The sequence below is a fragment of the Shewanella sp. M16 genome, assembly GCF_018224605.1.
In the GTDB taxonomy this organism is placed as follows: Bacteria; Pseudomonadota; Gammaproteobacteria; order Enterobacterales; family Shewanellaceae; genus Shewanella; species Shewanella oncorhynchi.
The window spans coordinates 140,463-164,005 of sequence record NZ_JAGTUL010000009.1 but is presented as its reverse complement, the minus strand read 5'-3'; the positions used below and the strand labels follow the sequence as shown (position 1 = coordinate 164,005).

Here is a 23,543-nt window from a genome sequence, read left to right as displayed (position 1 = left end):
GTCTTGCTCTATAACGTTATAGGCTAACCCTAAAAGCATGATAAAAGCTGCTGCAAAATAATAAAAAATACTTATTTTCATTACACTTCCTTTTAATTTAGATTCGATGATCATTTACTACTAACGCAAAGCTTTGGGGCGGCTAAAGCGAAGCGTAAGCCGTCCCAGCCACGACAGTGGCGACAACAGCGCCTTGTTAGGGGCCACGTTTTTTACCACCAAATTCAAGCTCTTGCTTTACTTCATATAAAAATGCTTCGATCAACTCGTAAGGCAAAGGACTTTTATGAAAGTGAATTTTGGCTTTTTTATCGGTATAACTCACCAATTCAGCTTCCAGTATCAAGCCTTGATCATCCGTGCATTCCAAACTCAGATGTTCAAATTCGTTTGCACTTGTCACCACGAGGTTGTACTCAATTCCGTTGACTCTCATGTGCCCCCTAACGCCGAGCTAAGCGGCAGTTTTTAAGTTGTAGTTTTGTGGAATACTTTTGCGCAGCAAAACCACAAAACTGCGACTTAAAAACTGTCCAGCACACGAAGTGTGCGGTGCTTGAGCGACTTGTTAAAAATTGGCTTTTGGCACCCATTAGAAATTAACCGACCGCACAAAGCGAAGCTGCCACAAAAAACTATTATTAATTTAATAAAAATTGCAAATTTTTGGCATTTTTTGGCAGTGCTTTTTAAGCAGTACCGCTAAGAAATTCAGCACGAATTATAAAAGTAACATATTAATTTCTGATGGTTCGAATGTTACCAGCCATTGAGTGATTCCTTCTTTGTTGGAGCATTCCAGTTCATAACCCAAACAAGGCGTTGAATATACTTCAACAATTGTTGCTATGTCTCCGACTTTAGGTGCACGAAAGTCAAACTCAGCTTTTAAAGCTTTAGCTGGGTTTAATAACTCAACAATTTTCACCACATCGTATTGCTTAAATTGCACGATCCAGTTCCTTTTTAACGCCGCCATAAACGGCACAAAATAGCTGGCTATACTTGGCGACGAAGGAGCACAAGCCAGCTGTTTTGTGTCCGCGTTTTAATGGCCTTGTTAGGTGCCTTTACCCAATTTTTGCTAGTGCTTCTTGAGCTGCTACCATAACAACATTCCATTTAGGGTCTTTTAATAGCTCATCAATAGATTGATTCTCGCTATTAATATTTCGCTCAAAAAGTTTTGTAAACTGCCAGAGGATTAATTTTTCATCCGCAGTGAAGCTTTCAGATATTAAACCAGGCCCTTGAGGTAAGGAGTCCATAACTAAATCATCAAACCACCAACAAACAAATTCGCTTTTATAGTCGATGTATTCAACTTTTGATGCAAATTCTCTCTGTCTCGACGGAGACGATAAAAAGCTCAAAATGTCTAGGCACGAATTTCTGAATTCTGAAGCAATACTATCCATAGTGACCTAACGCCGCAAGCAGCGGCGAGCGTTAGCGAGTCCAGCACCGAAGGTGCGATGCTGACTTGCCTTGTTATGCATATTCATGTTTAGAGCCTATAAATGATTCGGAGTCAGACCAAGCCAAATACTCATGTTCGAGTTTTGCAAACTCCAAGAACAGTTTGCTAAGGCGATTTATTGCAGCAGGCTCTGTTTGAATGCAAAACTCAAAGACTTCTCGGTAAGGTAAATCTCGGTTATTACAAAACCTGATTTGAATTGCAGAGCTACCGCGCGAGTTTGTAGTAAACACCTGTAACCGGAAATAATACGCGAACCTATCTTCTGGCTTCTCGGAGCCAATTTCATACAGAAATATATCACCAATTTGTCGGGGAAACGTTGCTAATCTCTTGCCAATTTCTGTTAGAGCATCGGCATTATCGTAATACTCAAAACGAGATTTTATGTTCCCATTTGAAACATCCCATACCAACTGAACGTGATATGGCTCTTCATAAGGAATTCTCTCAATTCTTAGATAATTACTCATAGCACCCTTGATGCATAACGCTTTACTCAGCGGCTGCGTTAGCAGTCCGATGAAGTAACTTGTTAAGGTCCTGGCTACGCAAATATGCTGCCAGAGTCTTGTAATTATTTAGATGTTCTGCTGAATAGGCTGGTAAAATATACAGCCCTAGACTAGCGATCAACTCGAACATTTCCAAACAATCCTTCTGATTTTTATATTTAAAGTGAATTGTCCAGTTGTCCTCGAACCAAAGTTCAATACCTAAGCGCACAAATACTAAATTGGTTGCATAAACAGCATCAAACAGGTTTGCAACATATAAGCCTAAGTCATCACTGCCAACAAAACGCGAAAACTGCAACTTTTGCTTAGAATTGCGGCCAATGTACTTATATTTAAGCGGTTTTTCCAACTCAACAAGCTGGGTAAAAAACCTTTTAATGATTCCGTTCCAAGCTCTTATCTGATCATCAGTTGCATCAGCAATAATACTTAAAGAGTCAGTTTCATATAGCCAATGATCAAATACAGTTACCGCTGCACAGCTAAAATCCTCTGCGGTACAATCTTCGTTGTACTTCAACAGAAATGAAAACTTTCTAGAAAGTTCTTCATTTTCATTTTTAGACAGATTACGGAAATTTCTCATTAGGCCTTAACATTTTATTAGTGCGCATGCGCGTTTACCTCGTTGGACCAGTGAAAACGCGCACAGTTAACTACTTGTATTGCAAATAACTTATCAGCTTCTCTTCAAATATACTATCTGGAAAAACGCGCATGCGCGTTTTTCCAAACCTATTATCTCAAATCGCAAACACATAACATATTGATATAAATTAATTATATGAATTAGCACACGTACAAACGCGCAAAATTTTTTCACTATTTTCCTTGATATCCGGGAATTTCAAATAATACTGTATAAAATAACAGTATTTAAGAGCGAGGGTTATCATGAGTCTAAAAAGCCCATTTCTAAGCGGTCTTCAAGAAGAAATGCGTATGCGTGGTTACAGTATTAGAACGGAAAAAACGTATTTGTATTGGATCAAAGCATTCATTAACTTTCACGACAAGCGTCACCCAGAAACAATGGGAACGGAAGAAGTCACACAATTTTTAACCTTCCTTGCCAATCAACGAAATGTGGCAATCAACACACAAAAAATTGCACTTAATGCATTAGCCTATTTGTATCAGAAACATTTGCACCATGAGCTTGGGGATTTAGGTTTTTGCTATGCCACTAAACAGAGACATTTACCGACAGTGTTATCCCCATTGGAGATCTCATCGATATTAAATCAACTTCATGGACGAGACAGACTAATCATTGAGCTGCTCTATGGTAGTGGACTGAGAGTGTCAGAATGCCTCCGGTTACGTATCCAAGACATTGATATTGAGAGCGGTTCGCTGACCGTTAGAGACGGTAAAGGACATAAAGATAGGCAAACCATCCTCAGCCATAGATGCGCAGAAAAGCTCACTACATATATTGAAAAGGCTATTAAGACTCAACAGGATGACAACCTTCAAGGTATAGGTCCATCTCTGCCAAATGCATTAGAACGCAAGTATCCCAATGCGTTTAGACAACACGGGTGGATGTTTATTTTCCCTTCTAGCACAACCTGTATCAATCCTTATACAGGAACACTTTGCAGGCATCATTTACATCAAAGTGTTATTCGTAAAGCGCTCGGGAATGCCGTGCGTAGTATTCAAATGAATAAACGCGTCACCTGCCATACGTTTAGGCATAGCTTCGCAACCCATTTGCTTCAAGCTGGTCGTGATATAAGAAGTGTTCAAGAGTTACTGGGCCACAATGACGTTAGTACCACACAAATCTATACACATGTACTTGGCAAACATTTTGCGGGGACAACTAGTCCATTAGACACATTATAAATGTCAGAGTCCTTTCGAAACTCAGTAGCATTACTAAAATTTGGTCTACTTACCGCTTGTAGAGTTAATTGTCAGTAGCCCCGATAACACGGAATGGGGCATTTTCGTGCCAGCGGAGCTCAGACAGACACGTTGATGGACAGAAATGCGCTTGGCTCAGCCTATAATCTAAATTTGTTTAACTACATTTGAAATCTAACTGACCTAAACCTAACGGGGCCCCAATCATTTAACGGTGCCCCATTGATAACAAAACAAATCACTAAGCCCCCACATGGCTCCCATACTCGCTTGCAGCCCGCTGAAAACAATAAAATCAGTCCAATCCAACATGGGCGCAATGGAAAATGTTCTATCAATTGGAATAGTTGATATAACTGGGGTTTTACTCATTTTAGATTGAATCATTACTCTCACATTCTATTAAGCGGTTTTCACACATTTGTGCATTGGTCTAATTGCTAAGTATCCTGTGAGGTATCCCAAATTATAAGATTGAGCGCTCAAGATGGTGTTCCCAGTAATTGACTCGCAAACACGTACTGAACAACACACTACAAATGCGTCGTTAGGGTGAAGCAAAAAGTGAGACAGTTTACAGCGAACATCGTACTTTTACAAAGTCAGCTAAGACACTCAAGGCCAAGACGCCTTTTTGATAGCACTCCACAATGCCGAAAATAGCCATATAAAATGGGATTACGTAAGACGCGATGGGATAGAGAGTTGAGTAGCAACGCCTTCTCACAAGTTCAAGTGCAAATAAAAGTCGAGTTACTCCATAAAAAGGCTAAAAAACTTTGCAGCATCGGCACTCATGAGCCACTATGAATGGGGCTAATGCAGCCGATATATTGCCATTTTTTGTATGTATGAGACGTAAAACAACGCTATTTGACGATAAGCGTCTTCCAAGCAAACTTATGAACCATCATACAAAACGGTCTAAACAATAAAGGACACGGTTATATGGAGCTTTAACTGCCTATAACTCAGATAAATGATAAGAATATCTTTAAATTAGCCTCACATTTATAGCTGTCTCATCTAAGCTGATAGAGTGTGATCAAGATTGCTGTCGATAAGCAACTTTTCTAATAGCCTTAAGCAATGCCATTACTCCATGGTTTAGGCTCAAAAGAGGACAAACTTAGGCATGAACGTTAATTTTATTAATCCTTTCCTCCAATCTTTGCTCAATGTCATATCTACGATGGCGAGCATGGATTTGACGCCGGGCAAACCCCAAATCAAAGTAGATAACTTAGCAAAGGGTGATGTATCCGGCCTAATAGGTCTTGTTGGACCCCAAACAAAAGGATCACTGTCGATTACCTTCGAACAAAAGCTTGTTTTGCAGATAATGCAGAATATGCTGGGCGAAAACCCGGGTAAAATTAACGAGGAAGTGACTGACTTAGTAGGCGAAATTACGAATATGGTGACTGGTGGCGCAAAAAATCTTTTGGGTCAAAAAGGCTATGAATTTGAAATGGCCACTCCTATGGTCGTATCAGGAAAAGGCCATACTATTTCCCATAAAGCTAATGGCACTAAGATTATCATGCCATTTACAAGCCCGCATGGTACTGCTTATATTGAAATATGTTTTGAAAACTAATAGCTAAAATGCACCAAGCCAGTCAGCTCAAAATACATTAACTATCCTGTCGCTCTGGATCTTATGTTTCATTCGCTTATTTAAAGCCAGATAACAAAGATCAGAACGGCTGGTTTACCGTAAACTGAATTGAGGTATTTTTATCGTCTATTTTGCCGCCTAACACCAGTTCAGCACAGCTTCATCCTCAGGTCTAAAATATATTGCGTCGCCAACGGTGAACTGCAAACCACTATTTTGTTTATCTCAGCCCTACAGGTTCGACACTTCTCCCGCTAACAAATAACTATAATTCATAGTGTTATTTGCAGTAACCATTCGTGTAGTGGCAATTATTCATCCTGACACTTTACATAAAAGAAAACGGTGTTTAATCACCATTTTCTTGCTAAAAAGTGTCCCAGAATAATTCCATTTGTCAGAGTTAAGCTAAGCAAACAGCAACCCTTGGCGTAAGCTTAGTGACTAATTCGTAAGCGATAGTGCCGATATGTTCAGCGACTTCCTCCACGGGTAATGCCTTACCCCACAGCAATGCACTATCCCCAACTTTATCTTGCGCACCTTGACCTAAGTCAACAGTCAACATGTCCATAGAAACACGGCCGACTATGGGTACGCGGCGACCATTGACCCACACGGGTGTGCCTTCCGGTGCATTGCGAGGATAACCATCACCATAACCAATCGCCACGACACCTAAACGGGTATCTTGCTTCGCGGTCCAGAAACAACCATAGCCGACTGGCTGATTGGCTTTATGATCCCGTACCGCAATCAACTGTGATACTAATTCCATCGCAGGAACTAGCCCGTGATTCGCACCGCAATCACCAGTAACAGGAGATACGCCATAGAGTGCAATACCAGGACGGATCCAATCGCCTTGGCTCTGAGGCCAATACAAGGCACCAGCAGAGTTTGCTAAGGTTCTAAATCCGGGCAAGCCTGCCGTTAACGTATTAAAAGCCGCCATCTGTACTGAGGTATAAGTGTTATCTGGCTCATCTGCACAGGCAAAATGTGTCATCAAATGGATCGGTTTTGCCACATTGGGACAGGCCATTAACCTTGCGTAAACCGTTGAAAATTGTTCGGGCGTAAAACCTAAACGATGCATGCCTGAATCCACTTTAAGCCAGACAGTGACGGGTTTTGACAACACAGTTTGCTCTAACATCTCAAGCTGAGAACAGTGGTGCACTACAGTGTCAATATCATGCCCGACGAGTAACGGGAGATCGGTGGCGCGGAAAAAACCTTCTAGTAATAACAAACGCGCTGTCACGCCGCCCGCTCGTAATTCTAAGGCCTCATCCAATCGTGCTAGGCCAAAGCCATCGGCACTGACTAAACAATTAGCGACATTCAATAATCCATGACCATAACCGTTCGCTTTAACGACGGCCATCACACGACTCGCTGGTGCCTGTTGACGCAACGCAGCGAGATTGGTTTGCAGTGCACTACTGCTAATTTCTGCACGGGGAAAAGGGTTCAAAATTTACCTTGTTTACTCAGGAAATAAAAAGTCACGGATATAAAAAAATACATCAATACAGCTCATCTTCTGCAAACGCAAACTGACTGTTTTTAAACGTCAATTAATCTTCTTCAAACTGCGGCCCAGCATAATTATCGAAACGCGAAAATTGCCCTTGGAAAGTGAGCCGCACCCGACCAATGGGGCCGTTACGTTGCTTACCAATGATGATTTCTGCCGTGCCTTTATCTTGAGAATCGTTGTTATACACTTCATCGCGATAAATAAACATGATGAGATCCGCATCTTGCTCGATAGCGCCTGATTCACGTAAATCCGAGTTAACAGGACGTTTATCGGCCCTTTGTTCGAGCGAGCGGTTAAGCTGCGACAGAGCAATAATCGGGATTTCCAACTCTTTGGCTAATGCTTTCAGCGAGCGTGAAATTTCAGAAATTTCTAAGGTACGGTTATCTTTTAAGGCGGGCACCTGCATTAACTGCAGATAATCTATCATGATCATAGATAAACCACCGTACTCACGGGCGATACGACGCGCGCGGCTACGGACTTCTGTCGGGGTTAATCCCGAACCATCATCAATATACATTTTGCCTTGCTCAAGCATGATCCCCATGGTCGATGAAACCCGCGCCCAATCTTCATCATCGAGCTGACCAGTACGGATTTTGGTTTGATCAACACGACCCAAGGAGGCCAGCATACGCATCATAATCTGTTCTGACGGCATCTCGAGACTGAAGATAAGTACGGGTTTATCTTCATTCATTGCGGCCTGTTCGCACAAGTTCATCGCAAAGGTGGTTTTACCCATAGAAGGACGCGCCGCAACGATAATCAAGTCGCCAGACTGGAAACCAGCGGTCATCTTATCCAAATCGTTAAAGCCGCTCGAAACTCCAGTCACACCGTTATGGGGGTTGTTATAAAGCTGCTCAATCTTATCGACGGTTTTTTCCAGAATGGTTTTAATGCCTTCGGGACCTTCATTAGCATTGGTTCGCATCTCGGCGATCTTAAATACTTTACTCTCAGCAAGGTCGAGTAATTCACCCGAGTCCCGACCTTCTGGGTTATAGCCAGCATCGGCAATCTCATGTGCGACGCGGATCATGTCACGCACTACGGCGCGTTCACGGACGATTTCGGCGTAGGATAAAATGTTACCCGCACTTGGGGTATTTTTCGCAATCTCACCTAAATAGGCAAAACCGCCGGCATCTTCTAATTGATTCTCAACTTCGAGCTGTTCAGAAACAGTGATCAAATCGATCGGTTGCCCTAAATCGACCAATCTGTGCATGGCAGAAAAGATCATCTTATGTGAGCGAGAGTAAAAATCCTCTTTTACGACAGCCTCAGCTACCCTGTCCCACGCTTCGGCATCTAACATCAAGCCGCCTAATACCGATTGTTCAGCCTCAATTGAATGCGGTGGCAGCTTGAGTCCATCAAGCTGCAAATCTCTTGGCTTACTTTTAGGCTTAAAAGCACCTTGTTGTGACATTAACGCTCCCGATTTCCAACAACTTAACAAAATATGATATAAAACCCGCGTCAAGCAAACAGGATGTTTACACTCGCCTGTTATTTCATTCCAACGGACACTCTAACAATCAATAAGGAAAGAACATGCGTATTGCATTGGTTGCGGCCTTAGTACTGACATCCGGCATAGCAACTGCCGACGAAGGACAATGGCAACCTTATCAAATGCCTTCAATTGCAGACAAACTCAGTGAACGCGGAATCGATATTCCGGCAGAAAAACTGACCGATCTGACAAGTTATCCAATGAACGCCGTGGTTGGGCTGGGCTATTGTACCGCCAGTTTTGTCTCCCCCCAAGGGCTAGTTGTGACAAACCACCATTGTGCCTACAAGGCGATACAATATAACACTAAGCAAGAGCATAACTACCTAGAACAAGGCTTTTTAGCAACATCGATGGACAAGGAACCCTCTGCCGGTCCTAACGAACGTTTATACATCACAGAAGCAGTGACCAATGTCACCGCGCAAATCAATAAAGACCTCAGCCAAGACCCGCTAAGTCGTTACGAAGACATCCAAAATCACAGTAAAGCGCTCATCAAAAGCTGTGAAGCCGATGCTAACTATCGTTGTAATGTGCGCAGTTTCCATAACGGCTTAGAATACTACTTAATCAAGCAATTGATGATCCGCGATGTGCGCTTAGTCTACGCACCACCTGAAAGTGTTGGGGGCTATGGTGGCGATATTGATAACTATGAATATCCACGCCATTCGGGTGATTTTGCCTTCCTACGGGCTTATGTGGGTAAAGATGGCAAACCTGCCGCGTATAGCGACGATAACATTCCTTACCAACCAAAGAGCTACCTTAAGGTCAATGCCGATGGCGTAAAAGCCGGTGATGGCGTGTTTGTGGCGGGTTACCCAGGCACGACTAGCCGTTACAATCTGACCAGTGAACTTAAATTTGCCAGTGATTGGTTGTACCCAACCCAAGCTAAGCGCTATCAATTACAGATTGATACTATCGAGGCTATGGGACAAAAAGATGCCGATATCGCCATTAAGTACGCAGGTAATATGGCCTCAATGGCCAACCGGATGAAGAAACTCAACGGCCTATTAGCGGGTTTTAAAGCAACGGATATCATTGGCATTAAGCAAAGCCGTGAAGATAATTTTTTAGCTTGGCTTAAACAAAACCCTAAGCTAAATCAAAATCTCATTGCTGAGTTAGAAGTGTTACTCGCCGAGCAACAACAAGCATTCCAAAGTAATTACTACTTTACCAATGCTCAATCTAGCACATTGTTAACCGCAGCAAACAGCCTCTACCGTCTTGCTAAAGAAAAACAAAAGCCCGATGCCGAGCGTGAGCAAGGCTACCAAGAACGTGATATTGCTATGCTAAGCTCACGTCTTAAACGTATCGATTCAAGTTTTGATGTCACTGTTGATAAGACTTTGTGGCTACAGGATTTAAATGCTTACCTTAGCCAATCAAATCGCGTAGCAGCACTCGATGAGATGCTAAATGTGAACACGAAAGATGCCGATCTCGCAGCTAAACTCGATGGTTTGTACTCACTCACTACGCTCACAGACCAAGCTAAGCGCCTTGCGTGGATGAATGCCGATGCTAGCGCTTTCGAAACCAGTGCAGATCCCTTTATTCGTTTAGCCGTAGCACTTTACGACACGAATATGGCACAGGAAAAATCAGAAAAAATCTTAGACGGCAAGCTATCTAGTGCTCGCCCTGATTATATGGCGGCTGTGATCGAATACTACAAAGCAAACAACTGGCCAGTCTACCCTGACGCCAACGGTACGCTACGGATCAGCTATGGCATGGTTGATGGTTATCAATCACGTGATGCGCTCTATAAACAGCCGTTTACTCGTCTTGATGGCATAGTCGCAAAACACACAGGCGTTGAGCCCTATAATGCGCCGAAAAAACTCCTCGATGCGATTAGCGAACAACGTTTTGGCGATCATCTGGTGAAGTCGGTTTATCAAGATCCCCGAAGCTGGATTTGCAGACTCTTCTCTTGTTTAGATAAACCAGAGGAATTTAACTCAGTACCGGTTAATTTCTTATCCAGCGTGGACACCACAGGTGGTAACTCTGGTTCACCAGTCTTCAACGGAAAAGGTGAGTTAGTGGGCCTTAACTTCGACTCAACCTATGAAGCTATCACTAAAGATTGGTTCTTCAACCCAACCATCACCCGTGCAGTGCACGTGGATATTCGCTATATCCTGTGGATGATGGATGAAGTGGACCATGCCGATAACTTAATCCAAGAATTGGATTTAGTGAGAAATTAATACTCTGAGCCAAACACGGATTTAACCCATCTAGTCAAAAGCCGCTCACTGTCATGACAGTGAGCGGCTTTTATTTGGGCTAGTATTTTAAAGGCGGATACGCTTTGAGACTGAATGAGTAGACATATCACTTGCCGCATTATACCAATCGTATTAAATATCTGTTAATTCAGCGGGAGTTCAAAGCGCTTTAGACAAGGCGAAGGCTTGAAGGCATAGTGGTGCTCTGTCGAAAGCCTTAAACGCAGTATAAAGCGCTTTGCCATGCCGTTAACATCAGCCGCCCTTCGGGAGCCTCACAGGTATCCCACTCCCGTGTTGCATTGACTTAAAAGGGAATAACCATTTCTGCGTCAATGCGCCTTGGATTGAGATGCCTGTGAGGCTCTGAACTGATTAGATATTTAATGTGATTGGTATTAATCCATCGCAAACCAATATCAAACCATATTGACCACAGCTAAATACTGAATTTCAGCCATAAAAAAACACCGCCGAAGCGGTGTTTCTCTTAAGATTAAAGCAAGGAGTAATTAAGCTTCTGCAACGATAGAAACTTTAACAACAGCTTTAACTTCAGTGTGTAACTGAACTTCAACTTCGAAGTCGCCAGTAGTACGCAGAGCGCCTAATGGTAAACGAACTTCTGATTTAGCCAGCTCAACACCAGCAGCAGTCACTGCATCAGCGATGTCACGGTTGCCAACTGAACCAAACAGTTTGCCTTCATCACCCGCTTTAGAAGCAATAACAACAGCTTCCAGTGCAGTGATTTTCTCAGCACGTAGGTTAGCAGCAGCTAATTCAGCAGCTAATTTAGCTTCTAATTCAGCGCGACGAGCTTCAAATACTTTAACGTTGCTTTCGTTAGCAACAACAGCTTTACCTTGTGGCAAAAGGTAGTTACGAGCGTAACCAGCTTTAACAGTAACTTGGTCACCCAAGTTGCCTAGGTTAGCGATTTTATCAAGCAGAATAACGTTCATTATCAAATCCTCTATATTCGATTAGGAATACTGCAATTACTGATGTAAATCAGTGTATGGCAGTAGAGAAAGATAACGAGCACGCTTGATAGCGCGAGCTAGTTGGCGCTGATATTTAGCACTAGTACCAGTGATACGGCTAGGAACAATCTTGCCGCTTTCAGTGATGTAGTTCTTTAAAGTAACGATATCTTTGTAATCAATTTCTGCAACACCTTCAGCGGTGAAACGGCAGAACTTGCGACGACGGAAATAACGTGCCATGTTGACAGTCTCCTAAGTTTTCAATTCGACATTTTCGGCATGGATGACTAAGCGGTTCTGACCATTACGCCCCTGTTGAAGCGTCATAAAGCCTTGCACTTGTACTTCCACACCTGCTTTCAGATCTTCTGCGACGCTTTCAAAGCGTGGGCCACTCAATATCACTTGAATTTGTACGTAGACGTTGCGGAGCATTTCGGCTTCATAACGCTGCGATTTGTGTTCCAACATAATCACACTGTGTGCAATACCTGCTGGGCTTTTAAAGCGTCTTGAACGAGTTATCGTTCCTGACAACACCAAGTTATTGGTGGTCACAGATTACCTTACTCAGCGATTTCTTCAGCGTGAGCTTCATCATATGAGCGTTCGCCAGCTGGGCCACGACGTGAATCGCGCTCATCTCTAGCTCTAGCCATTGGAGATGCTTCAGTAACGGCAACTTTAGTACGCATTACCATGTTACGCAGAACTGCGTCGTTGAAACGGAAAGCTGTTTCTAGCTCTTCGATCGTCTCTGCTTTAGCTTCAACGTTCATCAGAACGTAGTGAGCTTTATGCAGGTCAAGGATTGGGTAAGCCAGTTGACGACGGCCCCAATCTTCTAAACGGTGGATTGTGCCGTTAGCTTCGGTGATAACACCTGTGTAACGCTCAATCATACCTGGTACTTGTTCACTTTGATCTGGGTGAACCATAAATACGATTTCGTAATGACGCATTTATTGCTCCTTACGGTTATGTAGCCTCGGTATTGGCTCAGTCAAACCAAATGGAGGCAAGGAACGAAAAATAGTGACTGATTTGAGCGCGAGATAGTACAGAAAGCAAGCCAGAAACTCAAGCAATAACTTTGCCTCGCCAATCAATACAGGTATGATGGCGGCTCGCCTACATTCGGACGTCTGAAATCAGCTAACCAAGAATAAAACATAATGCTAAAAGTTATTGCGCCAATCAGTTTGTTTTTCCTTTCATTTCCTGCGCTTGCGCTTGTTCCACCTGATTATCAGGAACCGCCCAGCGATTTTACCGCGGAAATCGAAGCTGGCTTGCAACTGAACACAGGCAATACCGAATCCAGCAGTTTTAATGGTCGAACCCAACTGATTTACGATACAAAGCAAACCAAGCAAGAAGCCACACTAAAAGCCTATTTTGCCTCAGAAAAAAGTCAAACAACCTCCGAAAAATATGAGCTACAGTTACAATCGAACTATAAACTGACTAAGGGTTATGTCTTCGGACGTGGTGATTTTACTTGGGATCAATTCGGTAGTTACACACAAATATCAACGCTTTCGAGTGGTTACGGTTTCAATGCTATCAGTAGTTATAAAACAAAACTCAGTCTCGAGTTCGGCCCAGGTTATCGATATAACTTACCTGCAGAATCGATAACCATCCCCAGCCCTGATGCCGAAAAAGATGTCATTCTTCGTACCGCTGCCAAATTCTCTCAAAAACTACAGGAATACAGCAGTCTCAATGCCGATCTCACCGCGGAAGTGGGCGAGAACAACAACACCCTCACCTTAGATATGAACTATAAAAATCTGGTGTTCCAAGATTGGGCATTTAAGATCGGTATGAACATCAAATACACTGAAGTGGTACCAGAAGGAAGCCAGCCCATGGATACCATCACCACCTTCAACTTGCTTTACACTTTTAGATAACTCCTTTTAAAAAATACGAAAAAATACATAGAGTAACATGACGCTCACAGCCTACTCGGCTGGCGTCTATGTGAATGCTTCACAAGCATCCCCTTGAGTTGTTCCGACATAATTCAGTGATTTTTTGAGCAGAAATGCGCAATTAATCAAGATTTACCAACAATTTGCAACACAACATAAACACTAACCCCTGATATACTCACTCCTCATTATCAATCTAGTTTGTGTTTTCGGAGTTGTATATGACTAATCCGCTGCGCACTTTCGCCTCTTTATATAGCACCACGTTATTAATGGTATTAGCCGGCGGCTTGCTTACCACCTATCTTGGGCTCAGGCTCTCAGTGATGAATGTGCCACAAATATGGATTGGCGGCATGATGTCGGCCTACTATGTTGGCCTAGTGGCAGGCTCTAAGATTGGTCATCGACTTATCGCTCAAGTGGGTCATATCCGCGCCTTTGTCGCCAGTGCTGGCATAGTCGCTGCATCGGCATTAGGCCATGCACTCGTGGATGAGCTAGCGGTTTGGCTGCTCCTCAGACTCGTGGTCGGCATGGGGATGATGTGCCAATACATGGTGTTAGAAAGTTGGCTTAACGAACAAGCCGAAAGTAACCAAAGGGGCACAGTGTTCGCGAGTTATATGATCGTATCTTACTTCGGCTTGATCTTAGGCCAAGGTGCAATCAGTATCTTCCCCGAATTAGGTCTAGAGCCACTACTGCTTATCGCAATTTGTTTCTCACTCTGTATCGTACCGATTTCACTCACGCGTCGTCTTCACCCTGCGCCTTTGGTCCCAGCTCCACTCAAAATTGCCCATTACTGGAAAAAAGCGCCGCAGGCACTCACAACCATCGCGATTGGTAGCATGATAGTGGGTTCGTTTTATGGTCTCGCGCCCGCCTATGCTAGTAACTTAGGTTTGCCGCCTGAAAAAGTCGCCACTTATATGACGGCAACGATTTTAGCGGGGTTACTGGCACAATGGCCTATGGGGAAACTGTCCGACATTATGTCCCGCAGCCGCCTTATTCGTATCAACTGCATATTACTCGGCATCTTAGCCTTAGCCATCGCCTTAACGCCCTATCATCCGGTGATTTCGCTGGTGATGACATTCTTCTTTGGTATTTTAGGTTTCACCTTCTATCCACTCGCTACGGCACTGGCTAACTCACGAGTCGAACAGAATGAGCGGGTCGGTTTATCTGCCACCATCTTATTAACCTTCGGCTTAGGGGCTAGTATCGGTCCACTGATCGCCTCAACGTTGATGCAATGGCTTGGCAACAGCATGTTATATGGCTTTATGTCTGCCTGTACCTTGATCCTGTTTGTGCGGCTACGTTACGTGCATTCGCAGCAAAAAGTCGAAACCAATGTCACCCAAGATTACATAATGGCGACGGGCGACCTAGTCTCTTCACCACTGGCGGCGGCGCTTGACCCAAGGGTTGATGTTGAATCGATTCAAGAGCATATGACGCCCAGTGCTAACCTAGATGAATCTGAGCATGATTTAGGGGCTGATGGCGTCGATGACGATATTATCGACGAAAATGACAGTGATGAGGAGCAACTCGCCTTCAGTTTCGATATCGAACAAGCAGAGCCAGAAGCCGTTCTAACGGATGAAGCCGATAGCCATCAGGTTAACCTAGACAAAGCACTGACATAAAAAGGCCAACAAAAAAAGACCGATTAACTGTTTAAAATTAATCGGTCTTTTTATTACTGCAAGTGCTAACTACAACAAATAGTTACTGCAACAAGTCGTTACTGCAAGCCTGATACCGCATGTGCGATATCAGACTTGCATGAGCGTATTAGCTGCGGCGTTGACGCACAGCTTCAAATAAGCAAATACCGGTCGCAACCGATACGTTCAAGCTAGACACACTTCCGGCCATAGGGATAGAGATCAGTGAATCGCAAGACTCACGGCTTAAACGGCGTAAACCTTTATCTTCCGCACCCATGGCAATCGCCAGTGACCCTTTAAGATCGGCTTGATAAAGCTCGCAATCTGCCTCGCCCGCCGTACCCACAATCCATACACCTTTATCCTGCAGGTGACGCATAGTGCGCGCAAGATTAGTCACTTGGAATAAAGGCACTGTTTCCGCAGCGCCACATGCCACTTTACTCACAGTCGCAGTTAAGCCAACTGAATTGTCTTTAGGCACGATAATACCTTGTACGCCAGCCGCATCGGCATTACGTAGGCAAGCGCCTAAGTTATGGGGATCAGTCACACCATCCAAGATCAACAGGAATGCTTGCTCAGTGTTAGCAAGCAGCACATCTAAATCTTGCTCATTCAATACTTTCGCCGCTTTAACGCGCGCGACTATGCCTTGATGTTGGCTGCTTTCCGCTTTGTCATCTAAGGCTTTACGAGAAGCGACTTGAATCGTCGTTCCAAAGGCTTTTGCCTGATCGGCCAGCACAGTTAAGCGCTCATCGTCACGACCTTGTAACAGCCACAACTCAATAATGCGCTCAGGGCTGTGTTTTAACAGGGCTTCAACTGCGTGGATCCCAAAAATAATATCTTGTTTTTTCATTTATTTCTTTCTCGTGCTCCGCTTAGCGGCTTTTGGCTTTTTAGCCGGATCTTTTACTGCTGCTTTTTTAGCTTTAGTGCCAGCTTTGGCCTTAGGTTTGGTTTTGCCTGTTTCAGCCTTGGCGCTAGATGCCGCGGTTTTGCCTGCTTTACCTTGCTTAGCGCCTTCACGATTAACGCGCTCACGGGCTGTCATCGGCTTATCACGGCTGGCAGATGCTTTACGCTTACCACCTTTGCCGTCATCACCCAGCATAACCAAATCAATCTGTCTGTCATCTAAGTTGACTGCAGCAACCTTAACCGTCACAGGATCGCCGACTTGATAAACTTGACCTGTGTGCTCACCGATAAGACGTTGACGCATAGGGTCGAATTGGTAGTAATCGCTACCTAGACTTGAGATATGCACTAAGCCATCGATAAACAGTTCATTTAAGCGCACAAACAAACCAAAACTGGTCACGGAGGCAATCACAGCTTCAAAGGTATCACCGACGTGATCTTGCATAAACTCGCACTTGAGCCAATCGCTAACATCGCGAGTCGCTTCATCGGCACGACGTTCTGTGGTCGAACACTCTTCGCCTAATTTGTCGAGCTCATCGAGCTGATAGTGATAGCCACCATCCTGCGTCCACTTCTCAGTAGCTTCGCCTCTTTCCTTCGCCAGTAAATAACGGATCACACGATGTAACACTAAATCCGGATAGCGGCGAATGGGCGAGGTAAAATGCGCATATTCTTCTAAAGCCAAACCGAAGTGACCTTCATTATCCGGGGTGTAAATTGCCTGACGCATAGAGCGCAGTAACATCACTTGGATAAGTTCAGCATCAGGGCGGTCGGCAATTTGCAGCATTACGTTCTGGTAATCTGACGGCGTTGGCTCAAGTCCGCCAGGCATAGTCAAACCACGCTCAGCAAGGAACTCTTTAAAGTTCGCCAACTTTTGCTCAGATGGCGCTTCATGCACTCGGTACAGCACGTCGCCTTTGTGTTTCTTCACAAATTTAGCCGCAGATACGTTGGCTAAAATCATGCATTCTTCAATGATTTTATGGGCTTGATTACGGCCACGCGGCACGATTTTATCAATCTTGCGCTGCTCATTGAAAATAAACTGCGTTTCCATGGTTTCAAACGCAATCGCACCACGCTCGGCCCTTTGCTCATCGAGCGCTAAATACAATGACTGTAAACACTGCAAATGCGGGAACAAAGCCTCGTGCTCAGGCGCAATGGGGCCGCCTTCTAACATTGCTGCCACTTGGGTATAAGTGAAACGGGCATGGGAATACATCACAGCCGGATAAAACTTATAACCTGATAACTTACCTTTAGCCGATACGGTCATCTCGGCGACCATACATAAACGGTCGACGTGGGGATTAAGCGAACACAGACCGTTGGAGATTTTCTCCGGCAGCATAGGGATCACTTGTGATGGGAAATACACTGAGTTACCACGGGCACGCGCTTCGGTATCTAAGGCAGAATCGGTACGCACATAATAACTGACGTCGGCAATCGCAACCCATAAACGCCAGCCGCCACCGGCTTTTTTCTCCGCATACACGGCATCGTCAAAATCGCGAGCGTCTTCACCGTCGATAGTCACTAATGGCAGATGACGTAAATCCACACGGCCGACTTTATCGGCGTCGGTTACTTCATCGGGAATACGGCGCAGTTTCTTCTCAATCACAGGTGACCAAGTATGGGGTAAATCATAATTACGCAGGGCAATTTCGATTTCCATCCCCGGCGCCATTTGCTTACCGAGCACTTCAGTCACTTTACCCGCAGCCTTAACAAAACGGCCAGGGCGACGCGTTAATTCAACCACCACCACATCGCCTTGGCGGGCGCCGTTGCGATCTTCATTCGCGACTAAAATTTCTTGGGTAATACGCTTATCATCGGCAATGACAAATGCCATACCGCTATCGACATGATAACGGCCAACAATTGCGGCACTTCGCGGCTGGATCAGACGAACCAAACGCGCTTCGCGACGGCCACGACGATCTGTGCCCGCTTTTTGCGCCAGCACTTTATCACCGTGGAAATACATCAGCATGTCGCGGTTCGAAATAAATAAGTCATCACCGCCTTCATCGGGTTTGAAAAAGCCGAAGCCTTCTCTGTGTCCGAGCACAGTGCCGGGGATCAGATCCATTTTCTCGGGTAAGCCATAGCTCTGCCCACGAGTGAACACCAGTTCGCCATCGCGTTCCATCGCACGCAGGCGACGGCGCAAGGCCTCAAGTTGTTCTTCCTCTTGGATGTTTAACGCCGCGGCAATGCTGTCACGAGTGATAGGTGATTTTTGAGAACGTAAGTAATCGAGAATATACTCACGGCTTGGGATAGGGTTTTCGTACTTATCCTGTTCACGCTCAAAATGAGGGTCTTTGATCATTCAATATCCAAATAATGTGTCTCTAGATTAAGAGACCACTTAACGGGTTCGCAACTGTTCTTGCTGGGCCCGCGCCACTGCACTGGGGGGCATTTTAGCTGCTAACACCTGCAGTAAAGACAAGGCTTTTTTCTTAGTCGCCTCATCCGCAAATACATCGTTATATAACCAGTGATAGGCCATCTCGTAATCCCTAGGACTACCATAACCTTCACCAAATAAACGAACTAACATCATACGAGCGGATAAACTGCCACTTGCAGCCGCAGGCAGTAAATAATGCACTGCTCTGTCTTTATTACGGATGACAAATTTCCCACTCTGATAATACTCGGCAAGCTTTAACATCGCTTCTGAGCTACCTTGTTCGGCCGAGTCACGTAACAAAGCAATACCCTTCACAGGGTTAGCCTTCACACACGTTCCATGATTGAGCATTTCGCCCCAAAGAAATTGATATAAAGGCTGTTTTAAGACTTGGGCTCGCGCCTCAATGTCTTGGACTAACTGGCAATCATCACGTTTCACTTTCGCTAAGTATTGATTGCTACGGATCAAATCAAGCAATTGATCTTGACTATAAATATCCACCGCCTGCGTTTCAGCAAAGCACATTGAAGATACTAAAGGCAGTAGCGCAACGAGTGCTGTACGTAGCATAACGACTCTCAATGACAGTAGGATGAATACTTGCATCGGCAGTATAACCTATTTCTTGAGCTTGAGCTGAATTTCTAACCGCAGAATGAAACAGAGAAAGGCATAAAGAAGCAGAGAAAAAGGCCGTGAAACACGGCCTTAACAGATCTTAATTGAACGGATTAACCAAAATCATGGTTTCGTTACGATCAGGACCCGTAGAGATAATGTCGATTGGTGTTTCTAATAACTCTTCAAGACGCTTGATATAATTGATCGCTGCTTGAGGCAGTTGCTCAATTGATGTCGCGCCAAAAGTCGACTCGCTCCAACCCGGCATAGTTTCATAAACCGGCGTAACCAGTTCATAACCTTCAGCGGCCAGCGGAGTGACTTTAGAGATAGTGCCATCAGGATTCTGATAACCGACACAAATCTTCACTTCTTTCAGACCATCAAGTACATCTAACTTAGTCAAGCAGAAGCCGCTAACACTGTTGATTTGAACTGCGCGGCGCATTGCCACAGCATCCAACCAACCTGGACGACGCTTACGACCCGTTGTCGCACCGAACTCATGACCTTTAGTACCTAAATGATCACCGACTTCACATAATAGTTCAGTTGGGAATGGACCTGCACCCACGCGAGTGGTGTAAGCCTTCATGATACCTAAGACATAGTCTAAGTGACGCGGACCAAAACCAGAACCCGTCGCAACACCACCAGCAGTGGTATTTGAAGAGGTTACAAATGGGTATGTTCCGTGGTCAATGTCGAGTAATGTACCTTGAGCGCCTTCGAACAGAATTGGCTCACCGGCTTTACGCGCAGTATCCAATAGTTCAGTCACATCAACACACATGCTCTTCAGATAATCGGCCATACCCAAAGCATCTGCTAGCGTTTGCTCGTAATCAACCGCTTCGACTTGATAGTACTCTGTCAGCATAAAGTTATGGTATTTCATAACTTCTTTCAGCTTTTCAGCAAACAGTTCAGCATTGAACAGGTCGCCTACTCGCAGACCGCGACGAGAGATCTTGTCTTCATACGCAGGTCCAATACCACGGCCAGTTGTACCAATAGCTTTATTACCGCGCGCTTTTTCACGGGCAATATCAAGGGCACAATGGAAGGGAAGGATCAGCGGACACGCTTCAGAGATCAACAGACGTTCCTCAACAGGAACTCCACGATCTTTCAGCATGTTGATCTCTTTCATCAGGGCATCAGGTGCAAGCACCACACCGTTGCCAATAATGCATTTCACATTATCGCGCAAGATACCCGATGGGATCAGATGAAGAACGGTTTTTTCACCGTCGATAACCAAGGTATGACCAGCATTGTGGCCGCCTTGATAGCGAACTACATATTTTGCCTGTTCTGTTAGAAGGTCGACAATCTTACCTTTTCCTTCGTCACCCCATTGGGTGCCGAGAACAACTACGTTTTTGCCCATTATTTGCTGCAAGGTTGCGGTTAAAAAAGAATTTTAACAGATCTTAGTTAATAAGGGCAAGCAGGCTATTTTTCATGCAAAAATAACCCAAAGAACGACTCCAGCCGTGACTAATGCCCCACCAAGTCGCCGGATAACTTGCTGATTTTGATGGGAGAGTTCATTTAAATAACGACGCCATTTATTTGGGAATAATAATGGCCCAAGGCCTTCCAAAACCAACACAAGTGCCACTGCTAGCATAAAAATCTGAAAAGTCATGCTTACCTCAAACTCACTCGCTTAATATAAATTTATTGTATATCAGCATACTCCAACCAAAGAGTTTTCTTATACCGTCAATTTTTAGCCAATAAAAAACCCAGCACAGGCTGGGTTTTTTGATATTCCAAAAACGAATTAACGCTTAGAGAATTGTGGCTTACGACGTGCTTTACGTAGACCCACTTTCTTACGCTCAACTTTACGAGCGTCACGGGTAACGAAACCAGCAGAACGTAGTGATGGACGCAGTGCTTCATCTAATTGCATCAGAGCACGGGTAATACCGTGACGGATTGCGCCTGCTTGGCCAGTGATACCACCGCCTTTAACAGTTACATAGATGTCCAGCTTGTCAGTCATTTCAACTAACTCTAAAGGTTGACGAACAACCATACGAGCAGTTTCACGACCAAAATACTGATCCAAAGGACGTTGATTTACAACGATGTTGCCACTACCTGCTTTAGCGAAAACGCGAGCTGTAGAGGTTTTGCGACGGCCAGTGCCGTAGTACTGAGTTGCAGCCATTTGCTTAATCCCGTTTAGATATCAAGAACTTGAGGTTGTTGTGCAGTGTGGTTATGTTCTGCGCCAGCGTAAACTTTCAGTTTACGGAACATGGCACGGCCCAGAGGACCTTTTGGTAACATACCCTTAACTGCTTTCTCGATGATCATTTCTGGCTTTTGCGCTTGCAGCTTTTCAAAGCTGATTTGCTTAATGCCACCAGGGAAGCCTGAATGCGAGTAGTACGTTTTGCCTTTCGCTTTGTTACCAGTAACAGTCACTTTTTCAGCATTAACAACGATGATGTAATCACCGGTATCAACGTGTGGAGTGTATTCTGGCTTATGCTTACCGCGTAAACGGACAGCGATTTCAGTAGCGATACGACCTAAAGTTTTGCCGTCTGCGTCGACGACGAACCAGTCACGAGTTACAGTTTCTGGTGTAGCAGTAAAAGTCTTCATTATTACAAAAACCCAAAGTTAATTTTCTGTCTCACATGCTGTCTGCATTTGCAAACAACACAAAATTGCCTTTTAGTACCCCTTCGAGCACCGACTTCGGCTTACAACTTCCGCCCAATTGGCGGAGTAACGTGGGCAGGTGGCGGAGTATAGACAAAGCTGAGTTAAAAATCACCTGATATTTTGATAAAAATTATAAAATATCGACCAATCGGACTTGTCATCCTAAGGATTAACAAGCCTCTGGTGATTTAAGGCCGCAGCTAATGCAAAACTCTTACACTACTGGGTTACGGCAGGTGTTCGGTTTTTAAATAATCGTGGGATTGCATCTCAATTAAGCGTGAACGGCAACGCCTAAATTCGAAGTTAAGCAAACCATCGGCATAAATATCTTCGAGTGGCACTTGAGCCGATACAATCAGCTTTACATTGCGCTCGTAAAATTCGTCGACCATAGCTAAAAAACGTCTGGCGATGTCATCGCCAGTCAAAAAGGCGCCCATTTGTTCTATGCCACTCACGAGAACAGTGTGATAAATCCGCGCAAGTTCCATGTAATCACGCTGGCTTCGTGGACCATCACAGAGCGCTCTAAAATCGGCCAACAATACGCCCTGCGCCTGCTGCCGAATACTAATACTGCGGCCTTCTATTTCGATGTCACCAGTAAGCACCTCAGACTCAGGCGCTAACTGACTAAAATAACGTATCAGATTGGCATCAGCTTGTGCATCTAACGGATGATGATAAATCTCTGCTTGCTCAAGGGTACGCAATCGATAGTCAATGCCAGAATCCACATTGAGTACTTCACAATGTTGATTAATTAGGGCTATCGCAGGTAAGAAACGTGCGCGCTGTAAGCCATTTTTATATAAGTCGTCGGGGATAATATTCGAGGTTGCAACCAGCACAACGCCTTCTTTAAATAACGCTTGAAACAGCGTACCTAATAACATGGCATCGGTAATATCAGAGACAAAGAATTCATCGAAACAGATAACGCGATATTTTGCAGCCATCTTTTTCGCAATCACCAACAAAGGATCGCGAACGCCTTTTAACTCGTCCAAATCTAAATGCAATTGATGCATAAAGCGATGGAAGTGAGCCCGCAATTTTTGTTCACCAGGCAAGGCATCAAAAAAAGTATCCATCAGGTAAGTTTTACCGCGTCCAACTCCGCCCCAAAGATACAGGCCTTTAGGTGATGCTGGTGCCGATTTTAAGCCTAATGCGCTAAACAATTTCCCAACAATAGAACTCGGCTCTTCTGCCGTAGTTAAGTCTTCATAGACGCGTTGTAACGCCTTAACGGCAATTTCTTGAGCCGGATCATGGGAAAAACCGTCACGGGTAAGATCTTTTTGATAATGCTGCCAAGGGCTTAACTGAGGCACGTTTAAATTCTCTTATGTCCTTTATTAAAACTGTGACGATATTAGCACGGCCAATATGACGCAGGA

At 44.5% G+C, this 23,543-nt stretch carries 25 protein-coding genes; 5 read left to right on the top strand and 20 right to left on the bottom strand.

Annotated elements, in window-relative coordinates; genetic code table 11:
- Positions 1-196 precede the first annotated feature (196 nt).
- From KFE26_RS08535 to KFE26_RS08515, 5 genes are all read right to left on the bottom strand, one after another.
- On the bottom strand, positions 197-436 hold the full coding sequence (locus KFE26_RS08535; RefSeq protein ID WP_212600156.1) for a hypothetical protein: 240 nt from the start codon (positions 434-436) through the stop codon (positions 197-199).
- 285 nt (positions 437-721) lie between these two features.
- On the bottom strand, positions 722-952 hold the full coding sequence (locus KFE26_RS08530; protein ID WP_212600155.1) for a DUF4926 domain-containing protein: 231 nt from the start codon (positions 950-952) through the stop codon (positions 722-724).
- Between the two features lie 118 nt (positions 953-1,070).
- Positions 1,071-1,418: a hypothetical protein gene (locus KFE26_RS08525; protein ID WP_212600154.1), complete on the bottom strand. Its 348-nt coding sequence runs from the start codon at positions 1,416-1,418 to the stop codon at positions 1,071-1,073.
- Between the two features lie 73 nt (positions 1,419-1,491).
- Entirely contained in the window at positions 1,492-1,953 is a 462-nt protein-coding gene (locus KFE26_RS08520; protein WP_212600153.1) for a hypothetical protein, read from the bottom strand.
- 22 nt (positions 1,954-1,975) lie between these two features.
- The gene (locus KFE26_RS08515) at positions 1,976-2,584 is read right to left on the bottom strand and encodes a hypothetical protein (protein WP_212600152.1); all 609 of its coding nucleotides are present in this window, start codon (positions 2,582-2,584) and stop codon (positions 1,976-1,978) included.
- Between the two features lie 308 nt (positions 2,585-2,892).
- Between KFE26_RS08515 and KFE26_RS08510 the strand changes: the two genes are divergently transcribed.
- Positions 2,893-3,852, top strand: a complete 960-nt coding sequence (locus KFE26_RS08510; RefSeq protein WP_212600151.1) for an integron integrase — start codon at positions 2,893-2,895, stop codon at positions 3,850-3,852.
- 225 nt (positions 3,853-4,077) lie between these two features.
- On the opposite strand, the gene KFE26_RS08505 is transcribed toward KFE26_RS08510, so the two are convergent.
- The gene (locus KFE26_RS08505; RefSeq protein WP_212600150.1) at positions 4,078-4,260 is read right to left on the bottom strand and encodes a hypothetical protein; all 183 of its coding nucleotides are present in this window, start codon (positions 4,258-4,260) and stop codon (positions 4,078-4,080) included.
- Between the two features lie 748 nt (positions 4,261-5,008).
- On the opposite strand from KFE26_RS08505, the gene KFE26_RS08500 reads away from it, so the two are divergent.
- Entirely contained in the window at positions 5,009-5,473 is a 465-nt protein-coding gene (locus KFE26_RS08500; protein ID WP_105251417.1) for a chemotaxis protein CheX, read from the top strand.
- A gap of 424 nt (positions 5,474-5,897) precedes the next feature.
- Here the strand turns inward: KFE26_RS08500 and alr are convergent, their stop codons facing one another.
- A complete protein-coding gene (alr, locus tag KFE26_RS08495; RefSeq protein ID WP_212600149.1) occupies positions 5,898-6,974 on the bottom strand; it encodes an alanine racemase in 1,077 nt (358 codons plus the stop codon).
- Between the two features lie 103 nt (positions 6,975-7,077).
- Positions 7,078-8,484 carry a replicative DNA helicase gene (dnaB, locus tag KFE26_RS08490; protein WP_105251415.1) on the bottom strand — a complete coding sequence of 469 codons (1,407 nt, stop codon included), beginning with the start codon at positions 8,482-8,484 and terminating at the stop codon, positions 7,078-7,080.
- Positions 8,485-8,609: 125 nt separating this feature from the next.
- Here dnaB and KFE26_RS08485 point away from each other — a divergent pair, with 125 nt between their 5' ends.
- Positions 8,610-10,808, top strand: coding sequence for a S46 family peptidase (locus KFE26_RS08485; RefSeq protein WP_212600148.1), 2,199 nt, complete (start codon positions 8,610-8,612; stop codon positions 10,806-10,808).
- 533 nt (positions 10,809-11,341) lie between these two features.
- Here KFE26_RS08485 and rplI read toward each other — a convergent pair.
- The 4 genes from rplI to rpsF are packed head-to-tail and all read right to left on the bottom strand — an operon-like array spanning position 11,342 to position 12,780.
- Entirely contained in the window at positions 11,342-11,794 is a 453-nt protein-coding gene (gene rplI, locus KFE26_RS08480) for a 50S ribosomal protein L9 (protein WP_113939970.1), read from the bottom strand.
- Between the two features lie 36 nt (positions 11,795-11,830).
- Positions 11,831-12,058, bottom strand: coding sequence for a 30S ribosomal protein S18 (gene rpsR / locus KFE26_RS08475; RefSeq protein ID WP_006083042.1), 228 nt, complete (start codon positions 12,056-12,058; stop codon positions 11,831-11,833).
- Between the two features lie 12 nt (positions 12,059-12,070).
- Positions 12,071-12,376 carry a primosomal replication protein N gene (gene priB, locus KFE26_RS08470; protein ID WP_105251411.1) on the bottom strand — a complete coding sequence of 102 codons (306 nt, stop codon included), beginning with the start codon at positions 12,374-12,376 and terminating at the stop codon, positions 12,071-12,073.
- A gap of 8 nt (positions 12,377-12,384) precedes the next feature.
- The gene (rpsF, locus tag KFE26_RS08465) at positions 12,385-12,780 is read right to left on the bottom strand and encodes a 30S ribosomal protein S6 (protein ID WP_105251410.1); all 396 of its coding nucleotides are present in this window, start codon (positions 12,778-12,780) and stop codon (positions 12,385-12,387) included.
- Positions 12,781-12,993: 213 nt separating this feature from the next.
- Here rpsF and KFE26_RS08460 point away from each other — a divergent pair, with 213 nt between their 5' ends.
- Both KFE26_RS08460 and KFE26_RS08455 read left to right on the top strand, forming a co-directional pair.
- Positions 12,994-13,737: a YdiY family protein gene (locus tag KFE26_RS08460; RefSeq protein ID WP_212600147.1), complete on the top strand. Its 744-nt coding sequence runs from the start codon at positions 12,994-12,996 to the stop codon at positions 13,735-13,737.
- A gap of 242 nt (positions 13,738-13,979) precedes the next feature.
- Positions 13,980-15,422, top strand: a complete 1,443-nt coding sequence (locus KFE26_RS08455) for an MFS transporter (protein ID WP_212600146.1) — start codon at positions 13,980-13,982, stop codon at positions 15,420-15,422.
- Positions 15,423-15,570: 148 nt separating this feature from the next.
- Here the strand turns inward: KFE26_RS08455 and rlmB are convergent, their stop codons facing one another.
- The 8 genes from rlmB to zapE form a co-directional block, all read right to left on the bottom strand.
- Complete coding sequence (gene rlmB / locus KFE26_RS08450) at positions 15,571-16,311, bottom strand: 23S rRNA (guanosine(2251)-2'-O)-methyltransferase RlmB (protein ID WP_028759536.1); 741 nt, start codon at positions 16,309-16,311, stop codon at positions 15,571-15,573.
- On the bottom strand, positions 16,312-18,735 hold the full coding sequence (rnr, locus tag KFE26_RS08445; RefSeq protein ID WP_212600145.1) for a ribonuclease R: 2,424 nt from the start codon (positions 18,733-18,735) through the stop codon (positions 16,312-16,314). It abuts the gene before it with no gap.
- A 39-nt stretch (positions 18,736-18,774) separates the two neighbouring features.
- Complete coding sequence (gene motX, locus KFE26_RS08440; RefSeq protein WP_105251405.1) at positions 18,775-19,431, bottom strand: flagellar protein MotX; 657 nt, start codon at positions 19,429-19,431, stop codon at positions 18,775-18,777.
- A 112-nt stretch (positions 19,432-19,543) separates the two neighbouring features.
- The gene (locus KFE26_RS08435; protein ID WP_212600144.1) at positions 19,544-20,839 is read right to left on the bottom strand and encodes an adenylosuccinate synthase; all 1,296 of its coding nucleotides are present in this window, start codon (positions 20,837-20,839) and stop codon (positions 19,544-19,546) included.
- A 72-nt stretch (positions 20,840-20,911) separates the two neighbouring features.
- A complete protein-coding gene (locus tag KFE26_RS08430; RefSeq protein ID WP_212600143.1) occupies positions 20,912-21,100 on the bottom strand; it encodes a DUF2065 domain-containing protein in 189 nt (62 codons plus the stop codon).
- Positions 21,101-21,238: 138 nt separating this feature from the next.
- The gene (gene rpsI / locus KFE26_RS08425) at positions 21,239-21,631 is read right to left on the bottom strand and encodes a 30S ribosomal protein S9 (protein ID WP_006083052.1); all 393 of its coding nucleotides are present in this window, start codon (positions 21,629-21,631) and stop codon (positions 21,239-21,241) included.
- A 14-nt stretch (positions 21,632-21,645) separates the two neighbouring features.
- Positions 21,646-22,074 carry a 50S ribosomal protein L13 gene (rplM, locus tag KFE26_RS08420; RefSeq protein ID WP_105251403.1) on the bottom strand — a complete coding sequence of 143 codons (429 nt, stop codon included), beginning with the start codon at positions 22,072-22,074 and terminating at the stop codon, positions 21,646-21,648.
- Between the two features lie 290 nt (positions 22,075-22,364).
- Entirely contained in the window at positions 22,365-23,477 is a 1,113-nt protein-coding gene (gene zapE, locus KFE26_RS08415) for a cell division protein ZapE (RefSeq protein ID WP_168825494.1), read from the bottom strand.
- Positions 23,478-23,543: the final 66 nt, after the last annotated feature.